Annotated in this window: 18 protein-coding genes; 11 read left to right on the forward strand and 7 right to left on the reverse strand. The window is 63.1% G+C overall.

Features of this window, described 5'->3' with window-relative positions:
• Both JI749_RS09525 and JI749_RS09530 read right to left on the reverse strand, forming a co-directional pair.
• Positions 1 to 2115 (reverse strand): histidine kinase dimerization/phosphoacceptor domain -containing protein, encoded by a 2115-nt coding sequence (locus JI749_RS09525; RefSeq protein WP_201652655.1) that lies wholly within the window; start codon positions 2113 to 2115, stop codon positions 1 to 3.
• 77 nt (positions 2116 to 2192) lie between these two features.
• Positions 2193 to 2591 carry a YbaN family protein gene (locus tag JI749_RS09530; RefSeq protein WP_201652658.1) on the reverse strand — a complete coding sequence of 133 codons (399 nt, stop codon included), beginning with the start codon at positions 2589 to 2591 and terminating at the stop codon, positions 2193 to 2195.
• 171 nt (positions 2592 to 2762) lie between these two features.
• Between JI749_RS09530 and JI749_RS09535 the strand changes: the two genes are divergently transcribed.
• The gene (locus JI749_RS09535) at positions 2763 to 3896 is read left to right on the forward strand and encodes an epoxide hydrolase family protein (RefSeq protein ID WP_201652661.1); all 1134 of its coding nucleotides are present in this window, start codon (positions 2763 to 2765) and stop codon (positions 3894 to 3896) included.
• Here JI749_RS09535 and JI749_RS09540 read toward each other — a convergent pair.
• Positions 3880 to 4569, reverse strand: a complete 690-nt coding sequence (locus JI749_RS09540; protein ID WP_201652665.1) for a helix-turn-helix domain-containing protein — start codon at positions 4567 to 4569, stop codon at positions 3880 to 3882. The genes JI749_RS09535 and JI749_RS09540 overlap by 17 nt on opposite strands.
• Positions 4570 to 4749: 180 nt before the next feature.
• Between JI749_RS09540 and JI749_RS09545 the strand changes: the two genes are divergently transcribed.
• From JI749_RS09545 to JI749_RS09555, 3 genes are all read left to right on the forward strand, one after another.
• Entirely contained in the window at positions 4750 to 6351 is a 1602-nt protein-coding gene (locus tag JI749_RS09545; protein ID WP_201652667.1) for a peptide chain release factor 3, read from the forward strand.
• A complete protein-coding gene (locus tag JI749_RS09550) occupies positions 6348 to 7523 on the forward strand; it encodes a class I SAM-dependent methyltransferase (RefSeq protein WP_201652670.1) in 1176 nt (391 codons plus the stop codon). The genes JI749_RS09545 and JI749_RS09550 overlap by 4 nt, the downstream gene beginning before the upstream one ends.
• 186 nt (positions 7524 to 7709) lie before the next feature.
• The gene (locus JI749_RS09555; RefSeq protein WP_201652673.1) at positions 7710 to 8030 is read left to right on the forward strand and encodes a 2Fe-2S iron-sulfur cluster-binding protein; all 321 of its coding nucleotides are present in this window, start codon (positions 7710 to 7712) and stop codon (positions 8028 to 8030) included.
• 11 nt (positions 8031 to 8041) lie between these two features.
• Here JI749_RS09555 and JI749_RS09560 read toward each other — a convergent pair whose 3' ends face one another.
• Positions 8042 to 8500, reverse strand: a complete 459-nt coding sequence (locus tag JI749_RS09560) for a hypothetical protein (RefSeq protein WP_201652676.1) — start codon at positions 8498 to 8500, stop codon at positions 8042 to 8044.
• A 226-nt stretch (positions 8501 to 8726) separates the two neighbouring features.
• Between JI749_RS09560 and cysG the strand changes: the two genes are divergently transcribed.
• The 6 genes from cysG (at position 8727) to JI749_RS09590 (ending at position 14851) form a co-directional block, all read left to right on the forward strand.
• Entirely contained in the window at positions 8727 to 10118 is a 1392-nt protein-coding gene (cysG, locus tag JI749_RS09565) for a siroheme synthase CysG (protein WP_201652679.1), read from the forward strand.
• A 6-nt stretch (positions 10119 to 10124) separates the two neighbouring features.
• Positions 10125 to 10448 carry a DUF2849 domain-containing protein gene (locus JI749_RS09570; protein WP_201652682.1) on the forward strand — a complete coding sequence of 108 codons (324 nt, stop codon included), beginning with the start codon at positions 10125 to 10127 and terminating at the stop codon, positions 10446 to 10448.
• Positions 10435 to 12093: a nitrite/sulfite reductase gene (locus JI749_RS09575; protein ID WP_201652685.1), complete on the forward strand. Its 1659-nt coding sequence runs from the start codon at positions 10435 to 10437 to the stop codon at positions 12091 to 12093. Before JI749_RS09570 ends, JI749_RS09575 begins: the two co-directional genes overlap by 14 nt.
• On the forward strand, positions 12080 to 13357 hold the full coding sequence (locus JI749_RS09580; RefSeq protein ID WP_201652688.1) for a phosphoadenylyl-sulfate reductase: 1278 nt from the start codon (positions 12080 to 12082) through the stop codon (positions 13355 to 13357). Before JI749_RS09575 ends, JI749_RS09580 begins: the two co-directional genes overlap by 14 nt.
• Positions 13358 to 13427: 70 nt before the next feature.
• A complete protein-coding gene (locus JI749_RS09585; protein WP_201652691.1) occupies positions 13428 to 14453 on the forward strand; it encodes an NAD(P)/FAD-dependent oxidoreductase in 1026 nt (341 codons plus the stop codon).
• 77 nt (positions 14454 to 14530) lie between these two features.
• On the forward strand, positions 14531 to 14851 hold the full coding sequence (locus tag JI749_RS09590; protein WP_201652694.1) for a 2Fe-2S iron-sulfur cluster-binding protein: 321 nt from the start codon (positions 14531 to 14533) through the stop codon (positions 14849 to 14851).
• Positions 14852 to 14877: 26 nt separating this feature from the next.
• Here JI749_RS09590 and JI749_RS09595 read toward each other — a convergent pair whose 3' ends face one another.
• Positions 14878 to 15453, reverse strand: a complete 576-nt coding sequence (locus JI749_RS09595) for an NADPH-dependent FMN reductase (RefSeq protein WP_201652697.1) — start codon at positions 15451 to 15453, stop codon at positions 14878 to 14880.
• A gap of 95 nt (positions 15454 to 15548) precedes the next feature.
• Between JI749_RS09595 and JI749_RS09600 the strand changes: the two genes are divergently transcribed.
• Positions 15549 to 15977, forward strand: a complete 429-nt coding sequence (locus tag JI749_RS09600) for a winged helix-turn-helix transcriptional regulator (protein ID WP_201652700.1) — start codon at positions 15549 to 15551, stop codon at positions 15975 to 15977.
• Between the two features lie 4 nt (positions 15978 to 15981).
• Here JI749_RS09600 and JI749_RS09605 read toward each other — a convergent pair whose 3' ends face one another.
• Positions 15982 to 16992, reverse strand: a complete 1011-nt coding sequence (locus JI749_RS09605; protein ID WP_201652703.1) for a YcjF family protein — start codon at positions 16990 to 16992, stop codon at positions 15982 to 15984.
• Positions 16989 to 18440 (reverse strand): YcjX family GTP-binding protein, encoded by a 1452-nt coding sequence (locus tag JI749_RS09610; protein WP_201652706.1) that lies wholly within the window; start codon positions 18438 to 18440, stop codon positions 16989 to 16991. Before JI749_RS09610 ends, JI749_RS09605 begins: the two co-directional genes overlap by 4 nt.
• Between the last annotated feature and the right edge of the window lie 53 nt (positions 18441 to 18493).

Below are 18493 nucleotides of genomic sequence, written 5' to 3' on the forward strand. Positions count from 1 at the left end.
CTAGTCCGCCTCGATCGGCGCCGTGACGACAACGCGCATTCCGGGCCTGTTGTCTTCCATGTCGATCGTGCCACCCAGTCTCTGGATCAGTGCGGTTAGCATGCGAGAGCCAAAGCCGGTGCCCTCGGTCTTGCCGCCATGCCCCTTGCCGCGATCGGCTACCACCAGGCGCAGGCTGGCGCGATGCTGTTCGAGCAGCACCTGGATCGGGCCCGTTCCGTCGCCATAGGCATATTTGGTGGCGTTGATGATCACCTCGTTGAGGACCAGTCCCAGGCTGACAGCGCGATCGGTGGTAATCAGGATGGGTGCCAGATCGAGCTGCATCTGGGAGGCCCACCTTGCATCGATCGAGCTCTGTAACTCGGAGACCAGTTCCCCCAGGTAGCGCGACAGGTCGATGATCTCCACACTGTCGTCCTGATAAAGCCGGCGGTGTACCAGGCCGACAGCCATAAGCCGATGCTCGGCCTGCTCCAGCTGTGACTTCACCTGTTCGTCGGCGTCACGCGCCTGCATGCGAAGGAAGGCGGAAACCAGGGACAGGCTGTTCTGCACGCGGTGATTGACCTCCTTGAGCAGGAAGTCCTTCTGCTGGATCAGGATGTCGTTTTCCTTGAGCGTCGTGGTCAGTTCCTTGTTGAGCTGACGCATGCGGCGATTGTTCCGCGACTCCAGCATCAGGCGCACGATCCGGCTGGCCGACTCTGCTTCGGCAATCGACCAGTCGCGCGATGTGCCGCTGACACTTTCCGACCATGCTTCGAACGAGGCGCGCGGGGTGAGTTGTTCCTCGGCGTTGTGCGCGACATCCTTGTGTGGATTGCCCGCCCATTTGACCGTCTGCAACTGTTCGGCGCGGAACCACATCAGGATGGTCGGCACTTCGGTAGACATGGTCACCGCCAACAGACCGCTGGCAATGTTCGTGAATTCTGAGGCCGCCGGCATCTGGCTTTGCAGGCTGCTCGTCACAAAGGGCTTGATGGCGGCAGGCCGCCGCACATGCTCCGCTATGGCACGAACGTCGATGGGGTCGGGACAATTGCCCGAACAGAACAGGTCGTCACCCTGAACTGCGGCAAATCCATCGGCCTGCAGCAGTGCGGCAATCGAGTCGCCGGAGCGCGCGAAAAAATCCTCCAGACTGTCATCCGCCCCCAGCTTGCTGAGCACGACATCTTCCTGTGACCGCAGCCGGATGCGCTCGCGATAGAGGTCGCTGTCCTCCCGTGCCTTGACCTGGCGGGCCAGCACCGTCGCAGTGGCCTGGCAGGCGAGGCGGGTGGTGAGAGACAGGTTGCGCGGCTCGTGGTGGTGACAAGCGACCAGGCCCCAGAGAATGCCGTCCTTGACGATCGACATCGAGGCGGACGCTGCAACCCCCATGTTCTTGAGATACTGGATGTGGACCGGCGACACGCTGCGCAGCATGGAGTCGCTCATGTCGATCGTTTGCAGGTCGCTGCTGGCGCTGACGACCGGTGCGGGAGTGTAATGCACGTCGGCGATCACACGGACCTTGTTTCGGATGTAGAGCGCGCGGGCCTGGCGCGGAATGTCGGAGGCGGGAAAATGATGGTTCATGAAGCTTGCGGTGCCGTCCGCGATCGCTTCGCCCAATACGACTCCAGCTTCGTCATCGACGAACTGATAGATCAAGACCCGGCTATATCCGGTAAGCGTCTGGAATATCCGGGCGGCCTGTGCCGAAAGGTCCGCCAGTGACGTCGACCGCTCCAGGGTAGCGCCGAGTTCCTCCATCTGCCACAGGAAGGCGGCGTCGAGATTTGTTCCGTCTTTCTGTTCGGTCAGCTCGACGACCAGGTGTTCGCCACTGCGATAAGCAATCGCATCCCGCTTCTGGCCGTGGAGGCTTGCACCGATCACGACGCCAACCGCGCCGTCCGTCAAGCCGGCCGCCACCTGTGCAGCGCTCTGGCCGAAGACGCTTTCCAGTGACTGGTCCAATACGTTGCCCGCATCGCCCGCATAGCCAACGATCACACCCTGATCGTTGACGATCAGCATCACGCCATAGGGCTGGATGGAACCGGGAATGTGGATCGGTTCCAGGTCGCAGGCAGACAAATGGGCAGAGAAAGGCTCGTTCATGGCAACTTTCGTGGGTGCCGGCCTTGGCCGCGAGTTGGGACCCTAGCGAAGTTCGCCGGCGGGCGCGTTAAACTATATTAACTCAGTGCGCTCTTGTCGTCATCGAGAAGGGCTGGTCCGGGTTCGGGGCGGGTGCCGACATAGGCCGCCAGGCCGATCAGCACCAGCGCCACAAGTCCGGCGACCCACCACGCCGGATGTGCGGTCAATACAAACAGCGCCATCCCCAAAGCCATTCCGCCGATCGACATAAACTTATAACGCCGCGCGATCGCCCGGTGCTCCCGCCAGGCAACAATGGGTGGGCCGAATTTGGGATGGTTCAATATCCACGCCTCGGCGCGGCGGGAGGAGCGGGCGAAGCACCATGCAGCCAGGATCAGGAAGGTGGTTGTCGGCATCAGCGGGACGAATATCCCGATAATCCCCAGGGCCACCATCAGGACGCCGAGGACGAAATAGACTGGTCTGAGCATGGAGGCATCCGAAGGGCTTGGAGGATCACGTTAGTAGCCCTCCAGGAAACGGAACGCCAGCGTTCGCGCGCCGGCTTCTTTGTCGGAAATCTTCAATCTCGAAATCAGGCCTTTCCCTAGAACAGGGGCAAGGCTTCGGAGGTCGAAGCCAGCAACCGCGAGGACCGACAAATGACCGCAATCACCCCCTTCAAGATCGCTATCGACGACGCCGCCATCGAAGACCTGCACCTGCGCCTGCGCATGGCGCGGTTTCCCGAGACCTTCTCGGGCGATTGGAGCCGCGGCCAGCCCGTTTCCCTCATCCGCGAGCTAGCGGGCCAGTGGCTCAATTCCTATGACTGGCGCGCCTGGGAGGCTAAGCTAAACGCCTATCCGCAGTTCCTGACCGAGATCGATGGCCAGACCATCCATTTCCTCCATGTCCGCTCGCCCGAGGCCGATGCCGTGCCGCTCGTGCTGACCCATGGCTGGCCGTCGAGCGTGGTTGAATTTCTGCCCATCATCGACCAGCTGACCAATCCGAGCGCCCATGGCAAACCCGGTGCGCAGGCCTTTCACCTGGTGATCCCCTCGTTGCCTGGCTACGGGTTCTCGCGGCCGCTCGCCGGACCGGGCTGGGAAGCCGTGCGTACTGCCAAGGCCTGGGATGTGCTTATGAAGCGGCTGGGCTACCAGCGCTATGGCGCCCAGGGTGGCGACGGCGGCGCACTGGTGACGCGCGAACTGGCGATCCTCGCTCCCGAAGGCTTGATCGGCGTGCACATGCAGCAGGTCTTCGCCTTCCCGTCCGGCGCCCCGGGCGAAATGGACAAGCTCAGCCCGTTCGAACTGGCCGGCTTTGCCAATCTGGAGAAGTTCCAGAAATACAACGGCTATGCCGACATCCAGTCCAAGCGCCCCGGCACCCATGCCTATGGCCTGGTGGATTCCCCGGTCGCCCAGTTGGCCTGGAATGCCGAGCTGTTCTTCGGCTTCGAGGGCGAGGCGGTCGCAACCATGGATCGCGAACTGTTCCTGACCAATGCCTCGATCTACTGGTTCACCAACACCGGCAGCGAACAGGGCAACTTCTTCCTCGAGACTACCCAGACCGGCGGTGGCTATCGTGAGATCCCGACGGCGGTGCCGACGGCAGTGGCCTCGTTCCCCAACGATTTCCGGTCGGTCCGCACCTTCGTCGAACGCTCGTTCAGCAATATCGTGCAGTGGAGCGAAATGGAGAGCGGCGGGCACTTCGCCACCATCGACGCCACCGACGGGCTGATCGGCGATATCAGGAGCTTCTTCAGCCAGGTGCGCTGAGGCTGCCCTTCGGCGCCCGGGCGACCTGCCCGGGCGTCGTGCCCATGAAGGTGCGCAGCGAGCGGATCAGGTGGGGTTGGTCGGAATAGCCGAGGGCGTACGCGACCTCGGCTGCCGGCGTTCCGGCGCCCAGCATTGTAAGGGCGCGGCGGGCGCGGGCGATCTGACCATAGGTCTTGAGCGTCAGTCCTGTGGTCTTGAGAAAGTGCCGTTGCAGCGTGCGCTCGGTTGCTGCGTCGGGATGGCCCGAGACTACCGAGGCCACCAGCCGGTTGGCTCCCACCGCCTCGGTCGAAGCGAGGCGACGCACGAAATCCTCGACGCTGTCGAGGCGCGGGATTTCAAAGCTTTGCGTGCCCAGCATGAAGCGGTCGGGGCCCGCCATGTCGAGCATCACGCCCTCGTCTCGCATGACGTCGCCCGGCATCAGCGGCATATAGGCGAAGGGCTTGAAGGCGATGGTGAAGTTCTCGTCGCCCGGCTCCACGTCGAACTGGATGGGGCGCGTGGTCAGCCCGGTGCGCAGGACGAACGTTCCCTGGCGATTGCGAATGAAGGTGATGTCCCAGCACTGGTCGGGCAGGAATTCCACCGAACCGGTCGAGGTAAAGACGCTATGGGTCACGGTCTCCACCAGGGGGTGGACGTCGTCGCGCCGCTCGAGCTGATGCAAGATTGACCCCGCCGGATTGCGTCGTGAGGTTAGCCCGGCTGGTCCTGTGGCGCAACGTTGCGGGCATTGCGGGGCGGGCGGTTTGACCGCACGGTTGTCAAAGCCTATAGAGCGCCCAATATTGACGTGCTGCGCCCTGGGTTTTCGGAGGCCGCAGCCCCAACAGTCCAGCAGTTTCCGATGTCCCTAGCTACCGCCGCCGAGGCTGCGCCCCGGTCCACCGCCGAGCCGTTTCGTACCCGTCGTACCTTTGCGATCATTTCGCACCCGGACGCCGGCAAGACCACGCTGACCGAGCGCCTGCTGGCGGCTGCGGGCGCCATCCAGCAGGCCGGCGCCGTGCGCGGTAAAGCCGGCGTGCGCTCAACCCGTTCGGACTGGATGGAGATGGAGCAGCAGCGCGGCATTTCCATCACCTCGTCGGTGATGACCTTCGATTATGACGGGTTGACGCTAAACCTCCTCGATACGCCCGGCCACTCGGACTTCTCCGAGGATACCTATCGCACGCTCACTGCCGTGGACGCCGCCATCATGGTGATCGACGCCGCCAAGGGCATCGAATCGCAGACGCTCAAGCTGTTCGAAGTCTGCCGGCTGCGGGATATCCCGATCATCACGTTTATCAATAAGGTCGACCGCGAGGGTTTGTCTCCCCTCGACCTGATCGACGAAATCCAGGGCAAGCTGGCGCTCGACCTGACGCCGGTGCTCTGGCCGATCGGGCAGGGCGTCGACTTCCACGGCTATCTCGACCTGCTCGAGAAGCGCGTGCTCTCCCCGCAAGGCAAGCCGGTCGCCGACTATGATGCGATTGAAGACCTGCTGGACAACGAGACCCTGGTCGAGGACCCGGTTTTCATGACGGCGCTGGAAACGCTTGAAATGGCGACCGCCATGCTGCCGCCGTTCGATCTCGAAACGTTTCATGCCGGGCATCTGAGCCCGGTGCTGTTCGGCTCGGCGCTCAAGGGCATCGGCGTAGCCGAATTGTTGCGCACGCTGGGTGAATGGGGACCTGAGCCGCGTCCGCAACCGGCAATCCCCGCGCCGATCGCGCCCAATGACAAGAAGGTCACCGGGTTCGTCTTCAAGGTGCAGGCGAATATGGACGCCAACCACCGCGACCGTATCGCCTTTGTCCGTCTCTGCTCGGGTACTTTCACCCGCGGCATGCGCCTCAAGAATGTCCGCTCGGGCAAGGACATGGCTGTATCGAACCCGATGTTCTTCTTCGGCAATGACCGCGAGCTGGCCGAGCAGGCGGTGGCAGGCGACATCGTCGGCATTCCCAATCACGGCACGCTGTCGGTGGGCGATACGCTGACCGAAGGAGCCACCGTCAATGTCACCGGCATTCCGAATTTCGCTCCGGAAATCATCCGCCGCGTACGGCTGACCGATGCGATGAAAACCAAGCAGATGGCCAAGGCACTGAGCGATCTTTCGGAGGAGGGGGTCACCCAGGTGTTCCGCCGCATGGTCGGCGCCGACTGGATCGTGGGCGTGGTGGGGCAGTTGCAGCTCGAAGTGCTCTCCGCGCGCGTCGCCAAGGAATATGGCGTGCCGATCACCTTCGAGAGCCTCAATTATGAAGTCGCGCGCTGGGTCGAGAGCGACGACCCCAAGGAGCTCGACCGGTTTATCACCGCGCAGAAGATGAACATGGCCGAGGACCGGACCGGCGCGCCCGTATTTCTCGCGCAGAACGCCTGGTGGGCCGACCGCGCCAAGCAGGATTTCCCCAAGATCCGCTTCCTCACGACGAAGGAACGGCATTGAGCGCGGAACGCATCGAGGAGTTCCTCTCCGCAGTGAAGTCGGCCTTTGCCGGCAACACGCTGATCAAGCTCAAGCTGGGCGGCTATCATGGCGGCGAGCCGGACCTCAAATCGGTGGACGTCAAGAAGATCGTGGCCAAGGGGGTGGAGAAGTTCAGCTTCACCGTCCACTACAAGACGCGCGACATCATCAAGAATTTCATTCAGCCCGAGGCACTAGGCCAGCTGCGCAATGCGCTCAAGGACGACTTCCGCAGCGCCCAGCTCGCTACGTCGGAATTCGACCTGAGCTTCGAGCGCAATGGCGACAAGGTGCGGCTGAAGCGCACCGAAGTGGCCGGCCGCGCCGCGCCCTCCACCGACCATGATCGCGCCAAGAACCGCCCGCTGACCGAAACCGGCAAGCCCTATCTGCATGCCCTGGGGATCACGGGCAAGGATGGCGTGGTGCGCAATGATGCGCAGGATAAGTTTCGACAAATCAACAAGATGGTCGAAATTTTCGCGCCTTTGATTCAAGCGATCAAGGCCGATAAGCCCCGCATCGTCGATATGGGCGCCGGCAAGGGCTATCTCGATTTCGCGCTCTACGACTACCTAGCGAACGCTGCCAAGCGGCCGGCCGAAATGATCGGCGTCGAGATGCGCGCCAAGCTTGTAGCGGATGGAAATGCGACCGCTGCGGCGTCGGGGTTTGCGGGCCTCAAGTTCGTATCGGGCACCATTCTCGACTATGACGCATCCGGCAGCGATGCGGTGATCGCGCTACACGCCTGCGACACCGCCACCGACGACGCCATTTTTAAAGGCATTAGCGCCGGAGCTTCGCTGATCGCCGTCGCCCCTTGCTGCCACAAGCAGATCCGCCGCCAGATGGAAGCAGGCAAGCCGGCCAGCGAGCTCGAGGTGCTGCTGCGGCACGGCATCTTCCTTGAGCGGCAGGCCGAAATGGTCACGGACACGCTCCGTGCCTTGCTGCTTGAACTCAGCGGCTATCGTACCAAGGTGTTCGAATTCGTATCGGACGCGCACACGCCCAAGAACAACCTGATCGTCGCCGAGAAGGACGGAAGGGCCGGGCGCGACCGCGAAGCCGTGCTCAAGCAGATCGCCGAGGTAAAGGCGATGTTCGGCATCGAGAAGCACTATCTCGAAGGGTTGCTGGGGCTGTAGAGGGGGCTCCCTTACCTCGCCCCTCTGGGGAGAGGTAAGGGGCAACGCCGCCGGGTGAGGGGTCTTTTCTTGGCGCGATGTTGGCGGAGACAACCCTCACCCGACCCTAGCGGGTCGACCTCTCCCCGGAGGGGCGAGGTAAGAGCCTGCCTTCCAAACCCGGCGCCCATCCCCTATATCGACACCATGACCAAGATCACCTTCGTCCAGCAGGACGGCCAGCGTATTGAAACAGAGGCCCAGAACGGCGCGACCGTTATGGAAACCGCCATCATGAACGGCATTCCGGGCATCATCGCCGAATGCGGCGGCGCCTGCACATGCGCGACATGCCATGTCTACGTCGATGACGCCTGGACCGAGACGGTTGGCGGACCCTCGAACATGGAAGAGGACATGCTCGACTTCGCCTTCGACGTGAAGGCGCAGAGCCGCCTGAGCTGCCAGATCAAGGTCAAGGACGCGCTGGACGGTCTCGTCGTGCACGTCCCAAGCCGCCAGGGCTGACCCGTAGACGGTCAGTCTTCGTTGGCGCAACGGGTATAGATGTAAGGATAGCCCCAGTCCGCCTCCACCTGCGGGACCTCGTCGTAGAGATAGAACAGATCCTGGCCGACCCAGAAGGCAAAGAAGCTTGGGCCGCCTGCGATAGGCTCCCACATCGCGCCCTCGTTGAGCCTTTGCAGTTCCATCGCGGCGTCGGCTTCGGTCTCGCGTGGGCCGAGATAGAAAATGTGGGTTTCGTCCGCCGCTTTGATGCGCACTGGTCGTTCGCATGTCGCGAGGACCGTGTCGGGTATACCCATCTCCCTGGTGGGAATACGGATCGTCCACGCCCCGACAAACGTCTCGGAGCGGCCAGGGTCGATGCCGGCGAATGGTTCCGGCTGCGCCAGGGGCATCAGGGCGAAGGCGGCGCCAGGGCACACCAGCAGGCTGATGGGGGCGACCAGGAGGCGGGCAAGCGTTGGAAGCACTTTATTGACCCTCTTTCACACCGGCTGCCCGGCCATTCGCATCTTGGCAAGCAAAATATTCTATCAGTGCGGCCGCGAAAGATTCATTTGGCGGCTCGGGCAGCAAGCTGCGCCGGACATTCCAAGCGGACCCCTCGCAGGGAAATATAAAAGCGATTGAATTTCAACGCCTTGTTGCAATGGGCTGGTTTGGATTATTTTCTCGCCACTCACCACTAGGATTCCAATGGGCCAACTCAACACATTTCCGTTGAGCTACAAAGTTCAGGGTCAGCGCATCGTCATCGTCGGCGGTGGACAAGAAGCCCTCAACAAGGTCCGGTTGGTTACTAAGACGACCGCACAAGTCGTGATTATTTCCCGTCAGATTGAAACCTCGTTCGAGGGTTTCCAAGTTGATGTGCGTGAGCGCGCCTTCTCGCCGGCGGACCTTGATGGCGCCGCCCTGGTCTTCATAGCGGAAGAGGGCGCTGATGCCGAGTTGGCCAAGGCGGAAGCGCGGGCCCGAGGCATTCCCCTGAACGTCGTCGATGTGCCAGCGGAATGCGACTTCTACACACCCTCCATCGTCGACCGCGCCCCGCTGACGGTCGCCATCTCGACCGAAGGCGATGCTCCCGTGCTGGCGCGCCTGGTGCGGGCTCGCATCGAGGCCATGCTATCGCCGCGTATCGGCAAAATTGCGAGCCTTGCCGGTGGCTTGCGCAAGCGGGTTGAGAGCCTGATTCACGACAACGCCGCCCGCCGCCGCTTCTACGAGGCACTCGTGACCTCCCCCGAGATAGAGGCTGCCGAGATCAAGGGCGAGGGCGCTGCAGCAGCGGATGCCCTGCTGAGCCAGCACGTATCGGCCGGGGCAAGGGGTGTCGTGTGGCTGATCGGCGCTGGCCCCGGCACGGAAGACCTGCTGACCCTTCGTGCCCAGCGGCTGCTGCAGGAAGCCGATGTCATCGTGCATGACCAGCTCGTGCCATCGGTGGTCGTCGACATGGGCCGCCGCGATGCCGAGCGGATCGATGTCGGCAAGGCCAAGGGCCACCACAGCTTTTCGCAGGCCCAGATCAACACGTTGATCGTCCGGCTGGCCCATGAGGGCAAGCGCGTAGCCCGCCTGAAGTCCGGTGACCCGATGGTTTTCGGCCGCGCCGGCGAAGAAATCTCGGCGCTGCGCAAGGCGGGGATCGACTACAGCATCGTTCCCGGCATCAGCGCGGCGCTGGCTGCCGCCGCAGATACGGCGACGCCCGTCACACTTCGTGGCGTGTCGAGCGGCTTCATCATGGCGACCGCGCATGGCGCTGACGACAGCGACCTGCGCCACTGGGCATCGCTGGCCCAATCCGGCCTGACGCTGGCCCTTTACATGGGCAAGTCCGTCTCGGCCGAGGTGGCCACAAGGCTGATTGGCCACGGCGCCGCGCCGACCTTGCCGGTCGGCATCGTGGTCAATGCTGGTCGTGCCGACAGGTCTACCTATTCGGGCACGCTTTCTGCCCTCGCCGCCGGTCAGGTCTCGTTCAGCGACGGCCCGGCAATCATCTTTGTAGGCGAAGCCGTTGAGGCCGGCGATTGGGCGGAGGCCGCCCAACTTGCCGGCATGAGCTTCAAGGTAGCGTAGCAGCAAATGGAAATTCTGACGGGCAACGAGCTGACATCGGGGGCCACTGTGTACCTCGACAAGGCCAACAACTGGGTCGAGCACCTGCAGGCCGCGCGCCTCTTCGCCAAGGAAGAGGTTGCCGAGCGTGACGCGGCCCTTGCCGCGACCAAGGCCGGTGGACGGGTCATCAGCCTCGAGATCGAGGAAGTGACGCTTGAGCAGGGGGTCATCACCCCCAAGCGCCTGCGCGAACGTATTCGGGCGGCGGGTCCTACCGCGCCACTGACTTTGAACGGCGAGATCTACGACCGCCAGCACCTGGGTGAGGACGGTCATGTATCGATATGACGAATTCGACGCGGCTTTCGTGGCGGGCCGCACCGCGCAGTTTTCCGACCAGGTCAAGCGCCGCCTTTCGGGCGAGCTGACGGAGGACCAGTTCCGCCCGCTTCGGCTGATGAACGGCCTCTACCTGCAGCTGCATGCCTATATGCTCAGGATTGCAGTGCCTTACGGCACGCTGTCGTCCAAGCAGATGCGCATGTTTGCCCACATCGCCCGGACCTATGACCGGGGCTATGGCCACTTCACGACGCGGCAGAACATTCAGTTCAACTGGCCCAAGCTCAAGGACATCCCCAAGATCCTCGAAGAGCTGGCTTCGGTCGAGATGCATGCCATCCAGACCTCGGGCAACTGCATCCGCAATGTCACCGCCGACCATTTTGCCGGCGCCGCAGCCGACGAGATCATCGACCCGCGCCCGATCGCAGAAATCTTGCGGCAATGGTCAAGCTTGCATCCGGAATTCTCGTACCTGCCGCGCAAGTTCAAGATCGCCATTACCGGCGCGCCGAACGACCGCGCCGCCATCCGCTTCCACGATATCGGTTTGCAGGCAGCGACCAATGCCGCGGGTGAAATCGGCTGGGAAGTCTGGGTCGGCGGTGGCCTTGGCCGTACGCCGATGATTGGCAAGCTAATCAACAGCTTCGTGCCCAATGAGCATCTGCTGGCCTACCTCGAGTCGATCATGCGCGTGTACAACCGCTATGGCCGCCGGGACAACAAGTACAAGGCGCGCATCAAGATTCTGGTGCACGAAGAGGGGCTTGAGACCATCAAGGGCCAGGTCGAGGCCGAGTTCGCCGAAGTCCGCGGGGGCGTGCTGACCCTGCCGGCCGAAGAGGTAGACCGCATCACCGCCTATTTCGCGCCGCCGCAGTTCAAGGTGCAGCCCGCGACCAAGATCGACGTGGCCTACGAATCCATCGTCGACCCTGCCTATGGCCGCTGGCTCGACAACAACATCAATTCGCACCGCGAACCCGGCTATGCATCGGTTACCATTTCGCTCAAGCCCGTTGGCGGCGCCCCCGGCGACGCGACCGACAAGCAGATGGACGACATCGCCGATATTGCCGAGCGCTATGCCTTCGACGAATTACGCGTGACCCATGAGCAGAACATCGTGCTGCCCCATGTCGCCATTGCCGATCTGCGCGCCGTCTACGACGCCTTGGTCGCCACCGGCGTCGCCGAGGGCAATACGGGGCTGATCACCGACATGATCTGCTGCCCGGGCCTCGATTTCTGCGCCCTGGCCAATGCCCGCTCGATCCCGATCGCGCAGGAGATTTCGCGCAAGTTCGCCGAGCCCAAGCGCCAGGCCGAGATCGGCGATCTCAAGATCAAGATTTCGGGCTGCATCAATGCCTGCGGCCACCACCATGTCGGCCATATCGGCATTCTGGGCGTCGAGAAGAAGGGTGGCGAACTCTATCAGATCACGCTGGGTGGCGACGCCACCGAGCAGGCTTCGGTGGGCAAGATCATTGGGCCAGGCTTTGAGGCCGAGCAGGTTCCCGGCGCCATCGAGACGCTGGTCGATACCTATATTGCGCGGCGCACCAGCGCCGACGAGACATTCATCGACGCCTATCGCCGCCTGGGCGAGGCGCCGTTCAAGGAGGCCCTCTATGGCAATGCCTAAGCTGGCGCCGCAGGCGCCCGTCGCTCACGACAAGCTGCGTGCGCTGGGCATCCTGGCCCTCAACGGCATGTTCGACGAAATGGACGCCCTCAGCGTGCTGCGCTACGCGGTCAGCGATGTTCTGCCGGGTGACCTGGCCATCGTCTCGTCGTTCGGCGCCGACTCGTCCGTATTGCTGCATCTGGTGGCGCAGGTCGATCCCAGCATGCCGGTCTATTTCCTCGAAACGGGCAAGCATTTCCCCGAGACGCTGGCTTATGTCGAGACGCTCAAGAAGACGCTGGGCCTGATCAATGTCCACGCCATCCACCCCAATCCGGATGACGTGAAACGCTTCGATCCCAATGGCGACCTTTGGGAGACCGACCCCGATTCCTGCTGCCACATCCGCAAGACAGAGCCCCTAGAGCCCATTACCGAGCAGTATGGTGGCTGGGTCACCGGCCGCAAGCGCTACCAGACCAAGGAGCGCGGCGTGCTGCCGCATTTCGAGCTGACCAGCGACGATCGCATCAAGGTCAATCCGCTGGCCTATTTCTCGGACGCGGACGTCATCGAATATCGACAGAAGCACAACTTGCCCGAGCATCCGCTCTATGCCAAAGGCTACAAGTCGATCGGCTGCGCGCCCTGCACCTCGGTGGTTGCCGAAGGCGAGGACCCGCGCGCCGGACGGTGGCGCGGTCTCAACAAGAAAGAGTGCGGCATCCATTTCGATTTCAACGGAGCGATCGCCTCGCCGATGACCGCCGCAACCCGCCATACGCTGTGGAAGGATGGGGCTTTCATAGCCGATCCGTTCCACGAATGGACCGAAGAGAGTACCCCGGCGACGGCCAGCTACAAGCATGTACCGCTGCCGGTGTTTCTTGCCAATCGCGACGCGTTCCTGGCGACGCAGCATCCCCTCGGGCTGCTGATCGTGCCGGGCGACCGTGTCGAAGACGTGGAAGCTGACCTCGGCCGCTTTGCTTCGATCGCCATCAACTTCCCGGCCTTCAGCGACGGCCGTGGCTACTCGACGGCGCGCCTGCTGGCCGAGCGCTACAAATATGCCGGTGAAATCAGGGCTGTAGGCGACGTTCTGCAGGATCAGATTCCGCATATGCGCCGCTGCGGGTTCAATGCTCTGGTGGTGACGCACGAGCCCACCCGCCAGGCGTTGATCGAAAATCGCCTGCCGGAAGTGGCGCTGTTCTACCAGCCGGTCGGCCTGACCGAAGTGCCGGTCGGTACGCGCCCCTTCCTTCGCCGCGTCTCCTGAGATAAGCGGATCGCGTCAATCATATTAACCCGGGGTCCCGAAACCCCGGCGAAAACGGACTTGAGACGAAATGAGCACTGAAATCACCACCGATGTCGTCGTCATCGGCGCGGGTCCCTGCGGGCTGTTTGCAGCCTTCGAACTGGGGCTGCTCGATATCAAATGCCATTTCATCGATATCCTGGATCGCCCCGGCGGTCAGTGCGCCGAGCTCTACCCGGAAAAGCCGATCTACGACATTCCCGGCTTTCCGGTCGTGACCGGCCAGCAGCTGACCGACAACCTGATGGCCCAGATCGCGCCGTTCTCGCCGGAATTCCACTTCAACCGCATGATCAATACGATCGAGAAGCAGGAAGACGGCACATTCAAGCTGGCGACCGATGCCGACGAGATTTTCCACACCAAGGTCGTGGTCATCGCGGCTGGTGGCGGCTCGTTCCAGCCCAAGCGCCCACCTGTCGATGGCATCGAAGCGTTCGAGAACAAGTCGGTCTTCTATTCCGTTCGGAAGATGGATGATTTCCGTGGCCAGGACGTGGTCATTGTCGGCGGCGGTGACTCCGCGCTCGACTGGACGCTGAACCTGCAGCCCATCGTCCGCACCCTGACGCTGGTGCACCGGCGCGACGCATTCAAGGCGGCCCCGGCCTCGGTCAACAAGATGAAGGAACTGGTGGCAGAGGGTAAGGTCAACTTCCAGCTCGGCCAGGTGGCCAAGCTCGATGGCAAGGACGGGCAGATCGACCACGTTCACCTGACCACCGATGCCGGTGACCTGTCGATCCCCGCAACGCGCCTGCTACCGTTCTTCGGCCTCACCATGAAGCTCGGTCCCGTGGCCGACTGGGGGCTGGAGCTCAACGACAACACAATCGTGGTCGATACCGAGAAGTTCGAGACTTCCGTTCCCGGCATCTTCGCCATCGGCGACATCAATTGGTATCCCGGCAAGCTCAAGCTGATCCTTAGCGGCTTCCACGAAGCCGCCCTTATGGCGCAGGCTGCCAAGGCCATCGTCTCGCCGGGCGAGCGCGTGGTGTTCCAGTACACGACCAGCTCGACCAAGCTGCAGAAAAAGCTGGGCGTCGCCTAAGTCGAAGGTTCGAGGGCTCTTCCCTTGCGAGAAGGGCTCGTGCGGGGTATGGACGCCCCGTTGTTGAGGACGCGCCCATGATCATCCATGTCACCGACCAGGCCGGCGAAAAGCACGAGCTCGAAGGGCTCGAGGGCTGGCGCGTGATGGAGGTCATCCGGGACTGGGGCCTCAACATCAAGGCTGAGTGCGGCGGCGCATTGAGCTGCGCCACTTGCCATGTGTATGTAGACCCGGATTGGCTGGACGCGGTCGGCGCGCCCAGCGACGAGGAAGAGGACATGCTCGACAGTGTCGGCGACGTCCGCTCCAACTCCCGGCTGAGCTGCCAGATCCTGTGCAGCGATGCGCTCGATGGTCTCAAGCTGACACTGGCGCCAAGCGCCGCCAAGGACTGAGCCGGCGCTCAGTCCCTGCTCGCGGCCTACTCGGCCGCGACACGCAGCGCGCGATCCTCGCCGTGGTGGTCGATCCACTCGACAAATTTGTCGACGAAGTTCTGCAGGAAGCCACGCGACTGCTCGTCGGTCACCTCGAACCGCTCATCGATCAGTCCGGCCTTGAACTGGAAGTAGACCTCCGGCTGCCCCATAACCACGAAGCCATAGACTGGCAGCGTTGTCCGCAGATGGTTCTGGCCCGCGGCTGTGCCGATTGCACCAGGGCTGGCGCCGGCAATGGCGAGCGGCTTGCCTGCCCAGGAATTCTGGCCGTAGGGGCGAGACGCCCAATCCAGCGCGTTCTTGATGATGGCGGGATAGGAGCGATTGATCTCGGGCGTGACGATCAAGACGGCATCGGCCGCTTCGACGCGATGCTTGAGATCCGTCACGGCGCCGGGCGGGTTGTCCCAGAGGTCATTGTTGTAGTGGGGCAGGCCGGCGAGATCGAAGTAGTTGAAATGCAACTGCGTGTCGGCGAGGTTTTCGATGGCCTTGGCAAGGCTCCGGTTGATCGATGCCTGGCTCAAGCTGCCGACCAGGACGAGTACGTTTTTCATGTCAGAACCTATGGTTTCTGTTGGTAACTGACGCTATATGAGTGACTGCAAAAAGCGCCGCAAGACAGCACTTTTTCGATACGCGAGGCACAAAAATGAAACCTGTCGATCTTGAATTGCACCACGACTGCCGGCCCGTAGGGGAGATTTTGAACCAGATCGGGGGCAAGTGGACGGTGCTGATCATCAACATGCTCAGCAACGGTCCGATGCGGTTCTCCGAGATCAAGCGCATGGTCGGCGGCATCAGCCAGAAGGTGCTGACCGCGACGCTGCGGGATCTGGAAATGGATGGTTTCGTCACCCGGTCGGTTACGCCGTCGATCCCGCCGCGGGTGGATTATGAGTTGACCGAACTCGGCTATGACCTGCAGAAGCCGCTCGATCTGCTCGGCAAGTGGGCCGTCGACAACAGGCCCAAGGTGCTCGAAGCGCGCGCTCGCTATTTCGCGAGCAATCCGGAAGCTCTACCGGCCCGCAAGGGACGGGTTGCGCCAAAGCAGCAGATGTGGGCAGCCGAATAACCAGCTAGCGGACGGCGTCCCCGGTTACCTTGGTGAGTTCAGGGATGAAGTCCCGGACCATGGGCTGCGGCTGCGCCTCGAAGGGCAGGGGCCGGACGACCCGCATGGCGGCAATACCTACGCGCACCGTCATCAGGCCATTGACGACGCCTTCGCCGAGCCGCGCCGAGAGCTTGGCGGCCAGGCCCTGGCCAACCAGTTGCTCGACGATGCCGTCGGTCAGCACCAGCCCGCCAGTGACGGCGAGATGGGCCAGGACCGCACCGGCAAGGCGCCAGAAGCCGAAAAAGCCTGGGCGGGCGCCGTAGAGGGCCGCAATAGCCCCCGCGAGGCGGATGCTCTCGTAGATCACGAAGGCCACGTCGACCAATGCCCGCGGCGACACGGCCGTCACCAGAGCGACGCGTCGGGCGGAGGCGGCAGTCAGGGCTTTGGCCCGGGCGTCCAGCGGGGCCATGAGGCTGCGCTCGGCCAGTTCGACCGTCGCATCGCCATCGAACAGATGGGGCAGGTTGTCGGCCACGGCCTGGCGGGCTCGGGCCAGATCGGGCCGGCCAGCATAGATGGCCAGCAGGTCATCGACCACGCGTCGAGCCTCGGCAGCGTCGTTGTCGGCAGTGGCCATGGCCGCTGCGCGCTTGAGCGCGTCGAGCGCCCGGAGGCGGCGGAGGGCGAAAATTTCCCGGGCAGCCAGGCCGGCTATGGCCATGACAAAGACCGCCAGCACGCCGAGCCCCAGCCAGCCCAGCCATTCATTGGCGGCGAACAGATCGCGGATGAGCCGGTCGGCCGCAAGGCCCAGCCCCGCGGACACCAGAATGCTGCCCGCGGTCCAGGCCAGCCGCCCGACCCAGCCCATGCGCCGTGGAGGCGGCGCCACCAGGGTTTCGTCGTTTTCTATGTCGAATTCGGGCTCGGCGATGTCCACCTTGGCAGGGGCGAAGGCGCGAGGCACACGGATGGTATCGGGCTCGGCGGCGGCAGGCGCCGTGGGGCGGGCAACGGGGCGTTTCATGCGAGCCAGTCTCCCAGCAGGTAGTCCAGGGCCCGGTCGAAGCGAATATGGGGCAGGACCACATCGCCATTGGCATTGCGGTCGAGCTTTTGCGGCGGCGTGAAGCGCAGGAAATTGAGGCTTACGGGCGCGCCGTCCTCGAACAATGAATCCGGCCGTTCCGGCAAGTCACCGGGAAACAAGGCGATTTCGGTCTTCCCGTCGTAGGTGACACCATCGAGTTGTTCGCCCGCGATGGGCGTTCCAATGATTGTGGGCAGGGTTTCGCCGTCCTCGACAATGCTGCCCTCGCGGGTGGCGCGGATGCCGGCGAGCGCGATGGGTTTGACATCCGCACCCGCAAAGCGCGCCCGCTTGCCTGCATTGGCGACCAGGCGGTTGAGAATGGCCTCGAGCCGGTCGTGGCTGGTGTGATGGACGTGGTCGGCCTTGGTGGCAGCGAACAGGATGCGATCGATCTTGCGCACGAATGGCCGGAGCAGGGGATTGGTCTCACCCTGGCGGAAGCAGCCAAGCACGGCAGTCAGCGCCGTTTCAAGATCGGCCACGGCGGCTGGCCCGGCATTGAGAGCGCGGAGCGTGTCCACCAGCACGATCTGCCGGTCCAGCCGGGCAAAGTGGTCCCGGAAGAATGGCCGAACCACCCGGTCCTTATAGGCTTCGTAGCGATTTTCGAGCATGGCATGGAGGCTGCCATGTCGCATACCCCGGGGGGAGGGTGGCAAGGGTGCGAAAGTCAGTGCTGGTGACCCCTCCAGGTCACCCGGCAGCAGGAAACGGCCCGGCGGCAGTGTCGACAGCGCTCCGTGTTCGCGGCTCCTCCGCAGGTATTCGGTGAAGGCGGCTGCAAGCCGTTCCGCGTCTGGGTCGTTGGCGTCCTTGTTCGGATCAATGTCATCGAGCAGCTTGAGGAACGGTCCCGCCTCCTTGCCCGATCCGGGCCGTCTGGCCCGCTCCAGCGCTTCAGCGCTCCACTCGGCAAAGCTGAGCCCGAGAAGGGGCAGGTCCAGCAGCCATTCGCCAGGATAGTCGACGATGTCGAGGTTGAGCGTGGTAGGGCCACGCAGCCCGGAATACCAGTTCTTCGATTGGTACTTCAGCACGATGCGAAGCTGCGAGACCCGCCTTGTACTCTCGGGCCAGGTTGGCGTCTTCCCGGAGAGCGCCTCCAGATGCTGTTCATAGGCAAAACGCGGAATGGTGGCGTCCGGATATTCGGCCAGCCGGGCGCCGATGAACCGGCCCTCAGCCAGCGGCGCAAAACCAGGCAGGCGGCCACCGGCGAGCAGGTTATGCACCAGCGCCGTGATGAAGATCGTCTTGCCGGCCCGGCTGAGCCCGGTCACGCCCAGGCGCAAAGTCGGGGTGAACGCGCCTGTCGCGGCGTCGGCGAAGTTGGAGAGGGCAATGCCCAGTTCGTCGACAATGGTCGTGGGATTCTGGGGCACGCGCTGGTCTCACTTTTCCCCGCGCAAGATAGGGATTTGCCGAGGCCATTCAA

Origin of the sequence: Devosia oryziradicis, assembly GCF_016698645.1 — a bacterium.
GTDB classification, from domain to species: Bacteria; Pseudomonadota; Alphaproteobacteria; order Rhizobiales; family Devosiaceae; genus Devosia; species Devosia oryziradicis.